This is a genomic window from Mycobacterium sp. TH-M15, from assembly GCF_057473705.1.
This window is the reverse complement of record NZ_JBYCLB010000256.1, coordinates 1-9,381: the sequence shown is the minus strand read 5'-3', so window position 1 is coordinate 9,381 and position 9,381 is coordinate 1. Positions and strand designations below refer to the sequence as shown.

Below are 9,381 nucleotides of genomic sequence, written 5' to 3'. Positions count from 1 at the left end.
CCCTCGCACGACCGTGCACGGTGGTGACGGTCTGGCCGTGCTGGCTGACGGTGTTGATCAACCCCTCCAACCCGTGCAGCGCCTGGTGCTGCGCGTCGAAGAAGCCGGTGGCACCCTTACCCATGAAGTACTCCGCGAGCGCCTGGGTCAGCTGGCGGATGTCGTCGTGAATCTCCAGCAGCTGCGCGGCCGTGTTGCCGACGTTGTCGGCCAGGTCGGCTACCTCGGCATAGCCGTACGTGATCTGATCGCCAAGCATTGGATACTCCTTACGTTGGTTTGCGTTGTCTGTTTGTTAGGTGCTGGCGGACATGCCGAACACCGCGTCGAAAGCGTGTCGCCCGTCGTCCTCGTGCGCTTCTATCAGAGCCGCTGTCTTGCGAAGGCCATCTGCAAGCCTGTTGCAGCCGTTGATCGTCTGGCCCAGGTCGTGGTGGAGCTGCCCGGCGGTGTTCAGCGATGCATTTGCAGCCAGCCCGGTGAAGGTGGCCGCGCTGACCACGCTCTCGTGGTGACTCAGGTAGGCATTTACCACTGCGGTCGCGTGTTGCAAATCGTTTTCGATCTTGTTCGCCGTCGTTCTCAGCAACTCCGGGGGTACGGTTATCCCGACAGGTGCCATGATCAACCACTCTCCTCGATATCTAGCGATCCCCCCTGGTGGGGCTTGTGCGTCGAGTCTAGACGCGGCCTGATAATTGTCACTTCACTCTGCAGAAGTCAGCCGAAGACCGAAGATGCGTCCTGGCCGGCATAGCCGCGTACCTGGTCACCACGTTCATCAGCGGAGTTCTCCCTCGGGCGGATCCTGATTCGGCGGCTGCGGGCCGACCAGGATGCGCGCGCGGGGACCCTGGTCCCGCTCTCCGCCCTCACCGCCGGCCCGGCCGAGCATCCCGGCTCCGCCGGCCCCGGACATCGGCATCGGGGTGCCGCCCATCGCCGACGTGGTCACCGGGGCACGCAGTTCGGCCGCATTGAGCGCACCGGCCCGACCGGCCGGCCGGCCGCCGAGCTCCGGGGAGAAGGTGCTGGACGGCCTGGTGTAGGTGGCCAGTGACGCGGCCGGGTAGCTGCCGACACCGCCGACCGCCCCGGTGCCGCCGGTCGCCACGCCGGCTGTCGCCTGAATCGGCGCCGCGGCCACGTTGGCCAGCGCGCCCTCGGCGCCGAGCCCGCCGGTCGGGTTTAACGACGCGAACAGGCTGGTAAACATCTGCGGCACGCTGGTGAAGCTCTGCAGCGCCGACGCCGGCATGCCGGCGAACGACAGCGCCTGCTCGGCCAGCGTGGAGAACAGCTGTGGCACCTGCTGGATCATCGACGCCGCGTCGCCTCCGGTCGACGAGGCCGCCTGCGCCGGCCCGTCGGCGGCGGTACCGGCCGCCGAGGTCAAGCCGCCCGACGCGGCACGCGCTGCCGACTGGGCGGCGGAGGTGCCGGCCAGCATCGGCGCGGCCGGTGAGGCACCCATCGGTGCCGGCGGCGGCGGCAGGCCCAGGTTGGCCATCAGGCCGGCCAGCACGTTGGCGTAGGTCATGCCGACACTGGAGTTCTGCGGCCAGTAGTCACCGAAGTACTCGGTATCCCGCTCGATGATCGCCGGGGTGTTCACACCCATGAAGTTGGTCGCGTGCAGCGTCGCGGTCTCGTCCCGGTTGGTCTGGGCGACGAGTGACGGAATCACCGTCGACAAGGCGAGGGTGAACGCATCCGCCGCGGCCTGGGTGACAGCGATCTTGTGCGTCACCCACCCGACCAGCGTCTGCAGCCCGGCGTTGAGGCCGAACGCGCTGGTCAGCGAGGCAATACCACCCCCACCCATCCACTGGGTGGCGGTCGCGCCGGCGTTGGCCGCCGAGAGTCCCATCATCAATTCGTGGCTGATCGCCTCGGTGACCCAGACCAACTGGTTGGCCAGCACAGAAGCCGGCCCGGGCCCCATCTCGAAGATCGCCGCGACGACTTCGGGTGGGGCCATCCACCGGGGATCAGCCATGTCGCGCCTTGTTAGAGCGCCATTTGAGCAGCGCCGGCCAGCTCGTTCAGCAGGTAGGTGACCGTGGAGAGACTCTGCGCCCCGGAGAACGCCATCCGCTGGCCGACGTGCTCGGCGGCCATGCCCAGGTACGCGCCGCCGGCCGAGTTGAGGGCGGCCGCGAACGCCGCGGAATCGGCGTCCATCGCCATCGGCACCGTCCCGATCAGGGCCGCCGACCCACCGGCCGTGCTGGCGGCCATCTCCCCGCTGATCACCGACTCGGTGAGCGCAGACAGGTTTACCGCGAGGGTGTTAACACCGATCAGGAACATCGTGCCTCCCCATACCGTCGACGCCGAGCCGAGACCCGGCGTCTGATTCTAAATGCCGAGACCACCGGCTGTCGACAAAAAGCCGGCTTTTGGCTCTCCCGGCCGGTCGGTCAATCCGGCGTACCCACCAGGACGCCTTCGATGTCACCGTCCGTGGTGACCAGCAGGCCACGCCCGGGCGGCAGCTGCTGGGCGGCGATCCTGCCGAAGACTTTGACGGTCCCCGGGTCGTTATCCATGAACAGCGTCGGCGACCGGGCGGCCGTCATCTTCTGCAGGAACGGACTCATCACCGATGTCCCGGCCCAGTTCCCCGGGGTGCGCGACGCGATCACGTGCAAGCCCACGTCGCGGCCGCGTTCGACGAATCCCCACAACGGCGCCAGCGCCGCCGGTTTACCGATGCCGCCGTGCGGTCGCAGCTCCTGTTCGTCGTCGATCAGCACGAAATGGTGCGCGCCTTTCCACGACTGCCGGCTCAGTAGCTCCTCCTGACTCAGCCCCGGCGGGGGCAGCCGGTCCTGAAGCAGCGTCGCCAGTTCGGCTACCACGCGGTCGATGTCGTCGGGGGTGTAGGCGTAGCCACGCACATGCTCGCCGCGCACCCGTCCGATCAACGATGTCTTCGGGTCGATGATGGTGATCTGGGCCTGCTCCGGCGACATTCGACGGGTGATCGCCTGGCCAAAGGCCGCCAACGTCGTGGTCTTCCCACACAACTGGCGCCCCACGACCAGGATGTTGGGCACCGACCCCGCCGGCAACGCCACCGGTTGCAGCGCAGACTCGCCGATCGCGAACGGGATGTTCAGTGCATCCCCGCCGTCCGGGCTCTCCGCGTGCGCCGCGATCACCTGCGCCAACGGCACGCTCTCGGGCAGCCTGGCCAACGTCTCCACCTTGCCGGTGCCGGCGACCCCGCTGATGATCGCGCCGATCTGTCGGGTGCCGGCCCGCTGACTGTCCGGGCCGGTGATCTCCGGCACCCCGACCAACAATTCGCAACCATCCCGGGTCAGCCCGAAGCCGGGCCGGTCCAGGGTGTTCCGGGCGGCCTTGCGATGCTCCAGGCTGCTGCCCATCTGCGATTCATCCGGGTTGCTCAGCCGCAGCTGGATGCGGGCGTTCGAGACGTTCAACAGGCCCTGCTTCTGTCCGACGAACCAGGCGGTGGCGCTGGTGATGACATGGACGCCGTAGGACAGGCCCTGGCGGGCGACGGCGATCAGCCGGTCGCCGGTGCCGGGGTCCTTCTCGTAGAGGTCACCGAAGTTGTCGACGACCAAGAACACGTCACCGAATTTGTCCTCCGGGTCGGTCCCACCGCCACCGCCGCCGCCGAACCGCCGCTCCCGAAACTCACTGATGTCGATCTGGTAGTGCTTGAACGCCACCTCACGCGCCCGGATCAGCCCTTCGACGGTCGCGACCGTACGCGAAACCCCTTCGGCGTCACTGAGGCTCACCACCGCGGCCACGTGCGGCAGCTCCTCGATCGGATACAGCGCAGCGCCGACGCAGAAGAACGTCACCCGTTCCGGCCGATACAGCAGGGCGGCTGATGTCATCAGCGTCATCAACGTGGTCGACTTACCGCGCTGCGCGGTCGCGACCACCATGATGTTGTCCATCTCGGCGTCGATCGTCTGCACGTGCTGCGCGTGCTCGTCCGGGATGTCGACGATGCCGACCGGGAAGATCAGGCCCGCGTTCTGCCCATAGTCGACGTGCCACGGTTTTCCCCGCCATACGTTCACCAGCGCGTCCACCGGCTCGCTAACCTCCAGCGGCGGCAGCCAGATCTGGTGCGGCGGCCGCGCCGGGTGGGATACCAGCGACTCGCGGATCACGTCGACCAGTTTCTTCTTCCGGAAACCGTCGGCGTGGAACAGGAACTCGTCCGGCTCCTCCGGTTCGTCGACCACCGCGAGCGCGGCGCTGTCGGCTTCGCTCAACGGCTGGTACTCCCAGGTCATCGGCCGCGGCTGGGAGAAGCTGACGGCGACCGGCTCGTTGCTGTGCACCACCTTCTTGGGCAACACAAACGGAGCCGACACGTAGAAGCACCGGAATTGTTCCAGGTCACGCGGCCCGACCTTGAGCAACGCATAGCCGTTCTCCCGGGACGGCAGGTGCAGCGCCGCGTCGCTGCCGATCACGTCCCGCGAGTCCTCGGCGGTCTCGGCCCGTAGCGCCACCCGGAATGCGATGTTGCTCTTGGCCTTACTCAGCGAAGACAGGTCCAGGCGCTGGCCGCCGAGGGTGAAGAAGACGTTACAACCACGGCCCTCCTGGCCGATGTGGATCACCAGGTCGATCCACTCCGGGTGGTGGATGAACAGCTCCAGGTACTCGTCGATGATGACCAGCAGGATCGGCACCGGCTCCAGGTCGCGGCCGGCCAGCCGCATCTCCTCGTATTCGTTGGCGTCGCGAGCGCCGGCCTCTTTGAAAAGCCGGTAGCGGCGGTGGATCTCCCCGTTCACCGCCTTGCGCATCCGGTCGGCCAGATGGCGCTCGTCCTTGCCGAGGTTGGACAGCGAACCGGCGACGTGCGGGAAGCCCTCCAGGTCCTGGGCAGCCGACTCGAACTTCATGTCAACGAAGATGACGATGAACGTCTCCGGCGAGTGGGTCAGGGCGATCCCGCTGCACAGCGACAGGAAGTATTCCGACTTGCCGGATCCGGACGTTCCGATCACCACCGAGTGGAAACCGAAGCCGCCGAAGTCCTTGGCGCGCAAGATGATGTTCTGCAGCTCGCCGCCGGGCTTCACGCCGACCGGCACCGTCGCCCACTTGGGGTCGCCCCGGCCGCGGCTCTCCGCCCACAACCGGTCCACGTCGAGCTGGCGGGGGTCGGCGATGCCCAGCGCACGCAGCAACTCCCCGCCCTGACTGTCGGTCTGGGACAGCTCACCGGCGGTCATCGGCGACCAGCGGGCGATCGCCCGGGCGAACCGGCTGGCGGTGCTCTCGGCCAGCCGGTCGGGCACCGCATAGAAAGCGCCGCGGTGGAAGAGCTTTCCGTGGCGCAGTTCGAAGCGCTCGTCTTCGCTGTCGAATCCGACGCCGAACCCGGCTCGGGTGGCCAACCGCAGCACCGTGATCCCGGCCATGCCCTTCTGCCCGGTGATCCCTTCCCACTGCTCGGGTGTTCCGGCGTTGTCGTCGACGATCACCCAGTGTGGCCCGAGCCCCTGCCCGGTCGCCGCCGACTCCATCGGGGACGGCATCGAGGTGGGGCTGGTTCCGGCTGGTGGGGCCCACGGGCCGCGGCCCTTGCGGTGCAGTTCGGCATCGAGTGCCTCCTCGAACTCGATAGGCGCGGCGAAGATCAGCCGGCGCAGTCCGCACGCGTCGAACATCTCGTCATGTTGGTTGTGCGGCAGCCAGACCAGCCACGACCACAGCTCCGGATGGCGGGTGACCACCATCAGCTTCACATCCCCGGGGCTGTGGTAGACCGCGAGCGAGCACAGCACCGAGCGCAGCAGAGCGTGTAGGTCGGCCAGGCTCTCACCGACGAAACTGAAGCCCGGCTTCGACCGCAGGCTCAGCACCTTGCCGATCCCCCGGATCTTGCTCTGCTCGAGGATGAAATCCCGCAGCGCGCCGCCGGTCACCGGCTCCAGCTCCTCGCCGACCGGCACCTCCGGCCACTGCAGGGATACCGCCGAGTCGCTGGCCTGCTGCACCCCGACACCCACCCGGACGTCCAGGAAATCCGGGTCGGTGCTGCGCCGCTCCCACATCCGCGGACCGCCGATCACGGTGTCCAGCCGCTGCGGATCGGCATGCACGAACAGCTGGCCGCGGCGTTGTTCCTGGGCGGCCCGCTGTACCTCGTCGCGATCGTCGTCGAGCTGGCGTAGGTAGATGCGGCGTTGCTTTTCCTGCTCGCCCCAGGAGACCCGGCGACCCCGACCGAACCGGCCGCTGAACATCAGCGCGCCGAACCCGAACAGCCCCATCATCGGGAAGAAACCGGACTGCAGCGACCTGACCCCGGAGGTGTACATCACCACCAGGGTGCCGATGATGCCGACCAGCAGCGCCGGGATCGCGATCATCATCAAGATGTTGCGCGGTTCACGCTCCGGCAGCGCGAGCGGTGCGGCGACCGCCACCCGGGCGGGCGGAACGACCGGAACCGGCTTGCGCTTCTCCCGGACAAAACCGCGCTTGGACACCCCTACGCCTCCGACTGCTCGGTCCCGGGCACCGGGGCCACCGCTCCCCCGACCGTCACCGTGTCATGCTCCAACAGCGCGCTGGCCCGGCTGATCGCCGGCCCCGCGGCGAAGGTCCGCAGCATCGGCCACGGGGCTTGCACGGCCCGCGTGGCGTCCAGTCCCAGTGCGTTCACCGTCTTCTGCTCCCACTCGATGCCGTACCGAACACCCTGCGGCGAGAGCCAGTACAAGCTCTCCCGGCTGTCCGAGGCCGGCGCACTGCTGGTTGTCGCGACGAAGTTCGCCGCGCCCGGCAGCACCAGTGTCTGGTCGGCTTCCACCGAGTCGGGTGACCGATCGTCACGGACCAGTCGCACCAGCCGGGAGTCCATGCCGATCGGCACCGGCAGCCCGCGCCCGCTGACGGCGGCGATGGCCGCCTGCGGGTCCGTCGACTGTTTGGACCACGCGACGCAGGTGACCGGGTTGGCCGCGGTGTCGACGAACTGGAGCTTGCCCAGCGGGTAGTAGTCGACGTGCAGCACCTCCACCACCGGGATGCCGACCAGCTTGTCCGGCGAGATCAGCCTCGGCGCGGCCGAGCCCTGCGAGTCGGCGGTCCGCAGCAGGTCGGCGACGAAGCCGGTGATCTTCTGCACGCCGCCGGCCAGCAACACGTAGAACCCGCTCACCGCCCCGGTGGCGTCCTGTGTCTGGACCACGCTGCCCACGGTCGCGTCCGGCAGCCACGATGCGGGTCTGCCCCGCTCCGGGATGTCCGGCAGCACAATAGGTTCCGTCGCCGGCATCGCGTCGAACAGCGCGTTGGAGATCTGCACCGGGCGGGTCTCCCCCGGGTCGAGTCCCAAGTTGAAGGTCACCGATCTGTCGGCCGGGTCGATCCGCGACCGGTGGCCGTTCCAGATCACGTAGGTGCCGCCCTGGTGCGTGGCCAGGACGGCCTGGTCCTTCCCCATCGGGGCGGCCCGGCCGGTCGACAGCTCCCCGGCGATCGCGGTCACCACCGGTGCGCCTTTGGCGCCCCGGGCCGGTGCCGTGTCGCAGACCGACCAGGCCGACACCGAGTTGGCGGTGATGTTCAGCGAACTCGGGGCACCGGGGATGCCGATCGTCGGACCGGTCGGGTATTTTGCGATCTCGGCGGCCTTCACCCACGACGGAGCTGCGGCGTTACCGACCGCCAGCCGCGCCGAGGTCAGGTTGAGCGCGGGATAGAGCCGGCCGTCGATCTTCGCGTACACCGCGCCGGTGTCGCGGTCGCCGATGATCGTGGACTGGCCGACCAAGCCGGCCGGCTTCATGAAGTGCAGCAAGGCCATCCAGCCCGAGCCGATCAGGACGAACACCATCGACAGCGCCACCGCCGCCTGCTGTTTGCGATCGTCGTGCTTCATCCGTACCGAGAACCGGGTGATCGCGGCCTTCAACCTGCGGTTGTAGAACAGATGTCCGGAGTTCTGATCGCGGTTAGACAGGTTCAACGGCATGGTCGCCGGTCCTTCGGCGCGCAGCAGTCCGACGGGGCGATCGTCACTCGATTCCTCCCCCGTAGCGTTCGGCGTAGTCGGCCTCCGCCTCCTCCCGCAGGGCGGTGAACGCCAGGTTGAGTCGATCCGTCAGCTCCAGATAGGAGTACGCGGTCACCACGTCCGGGTGCAAGGTCAGCCCGATCAACCTGCCGTCCGCGTCGGCGACGGCGTGCACGTCGCCGAGGTCGACGCTGTAGGTGATGCTCTCGGCTTCGGCGACCAGTGTCTCCCACTTCTCGGCCGCATCCCGCAGGTCGCGCAGGACCGCGTCAACAAGGTCCTTGTCGCTGAGGTCTGCGCGGCTCTCCGCCCCCGACACCCGCCCAGTATGTCGATCCGCCGCGATCAGGGTCAATTCATCCGTCGGATTGACCCGACCGGCACCGGCCGCGACAGCGTCAGGGGTGCCGGCCCCAGCCTCCGGCCGGCGGGTTGCTCAGCGTGCGGAACCAGGCGAAGTGGTAGTTGGCGCTCACCTCGTCGCCGGTGGCGATGGCGTCGGTTGCGGCCAGCAGCATGCAGTTCAACACCAGCGCCATCTCGACGTCCGGGTACTGCGCCAGCAGCTGATATCGCGCGGTGTCCAGGTGTACCCGCAGCAGGTCGACCTCGGCGTCGACCACTCCCGTTCCCGCTGCGCCCGCCTTGGCCAGCGTGTTCACCATGCGGGGCAGGCCGTCCCGCCAGTGGGTGGCCTCCGCGAGCAGCCAGCCCAGGTCGTCGACCATCGGCAGCGCGCGAGCCGCGCGGGACGGCTCGACCGGGCCCGATTCGCTGCTCCAGCCGATCCGGTCACCCGGGGCATAGCTCTCCGCGGCGGTCGTGTCCCCCAGCAGCGCGACAACGGTGCCGTCCTGCCAGCCGGGCTCCACCAGCCGCACCTCGGCGGGGAGATCCACCCCGGACGGAATCCACCCGTGGGCGATGTCGGTGGCCAGTGCGACGCTGCCATCCGCCCGAGTGCCGGCCGCCCAGCGCACCCCGGGCTCCTGGCGCGCCACGAAGGCCAGCAGCCGGCGCAGCCGCTGTTCGGTGGTCTCCGCCGGGTAACGGACGCCGGCGACGGGCTCGGGCTCGACCAGTTCCTCGGCGAGCGGCTCCGGGACCGTCTCCTCGATCGGCTCGATCACCACCGGGTCGACCGGGTGCCGGTGGATCCGGCCGGGCACCAGAACCTCCACCTCGGAGGCCGGTGCCGCCGGTGCGGGCGGCGGAGTCTGTTCCGATGGCACGGCCGGCTCCGGCAGCGGCGGCAGCGGCGGCAGCGGTGGCAGCGGTGGCAGCGCGGGTGCGACCGGGACAGTGCCGTGGCGGCCGGCCGGCGGGGCCCGGGCCGCCGCGCC

General features: G+C 68.8%; 8 protein-coding genes. All 8 read right to left on the bottom strand.

All coding sequences use genetic code 11. The features are described from left to right. Positions 1–259, bottom strand: a 259-nt coding sequence (locus AC2VNT_RS06130; RefSeq protein ID WP_486946005.1) for a WXG100 family type VII secretion target, incomplete at its 3' end; no start/stop codon positions are given. A 36-nt stretch (positions 260–295) separates the two neighbouring features. Continuing rightward, positions 296–628 (bottom strand): WXG100 family type VII secretion target, encoded by a 333-nt coding sequence (locus AC2VNT_RS06125; RefSeq protein WP_486946004.1) that lies wholly within the window; start codon positions 626–628, stop codon positions 296–298. A 153-nt stretch (positions 629–781) separates the two neighbouring features. Then, positions 782–1,999 (bottom strand): PPE domain-containing protein, encoded by a 1,218-nt coding sequence (locus AC2VNT_RS06120; protein ID WP_486946003.1) that lies wholly within the window; start codon positions 1,997–1,999, stop codon positions 782–784. Positions 2,000–2,010: 11 nt separating this feature from the next. After that, the gene (locus AC2VNT_RS06115) at positions 2,011–2,313 is read right to left on the bottom strand and encodes a PE domain-containing protein (protein WP_486946002.1); all 303 of its coding nucleotides are present in this window, start codon (positions 2,311–2,313) and stop codon (positions 2,011–2,013) included. Positions 2,314–2,423: 110 nt separating this feature from the next. Further along, positions 2,424–6,506: a type VII secretion protein EccCa gene (gene eccCa, locus AC2VNT_RS06110; protein WP_486946001.1), complete on the bottom strand. Its 4,083-nt coding sequence runs from the start codon at positions 6,504–6,506 to the stop codon at positions 2,424–2,426. A 2-nt stretch (positions 6,507–6,508) separates the two neighbouring features. Beyond that, complete coding sequence (gene eccB / locus AC2VNT_RS06105) at positions 6,509–7,996, bottom strand: type VII secretion protein EccB (RefSeq protein WP_486946000.1); 1,488 nt, start codon at positions 7,994–7,996, stop codon at positions 6,509–6,511. A 43-nt stretch (positions 7,997–8,039) separates the two neighbouring features. Further along, complete coding sequence (locus tag AC2VNT_RS06100; RefSeq protein WP_486945999.1) at positions 8,040–8,357, bottom strand: DUF2710 family protein; 318 nt, start codon at positions 8,355–8,357, stop codon at positions 8,040–8,042. A 79-nt stretch (positions 8,358–8,436) separates the two neighbouring features. After that, on the bottom strand, positions 8,437–9,381 hold a 945-nt coding region (locus AC2VNT_RS06095; protein WP_486945998.1), incomplete at its 5' end, for a DUF5631 domain-containing protein.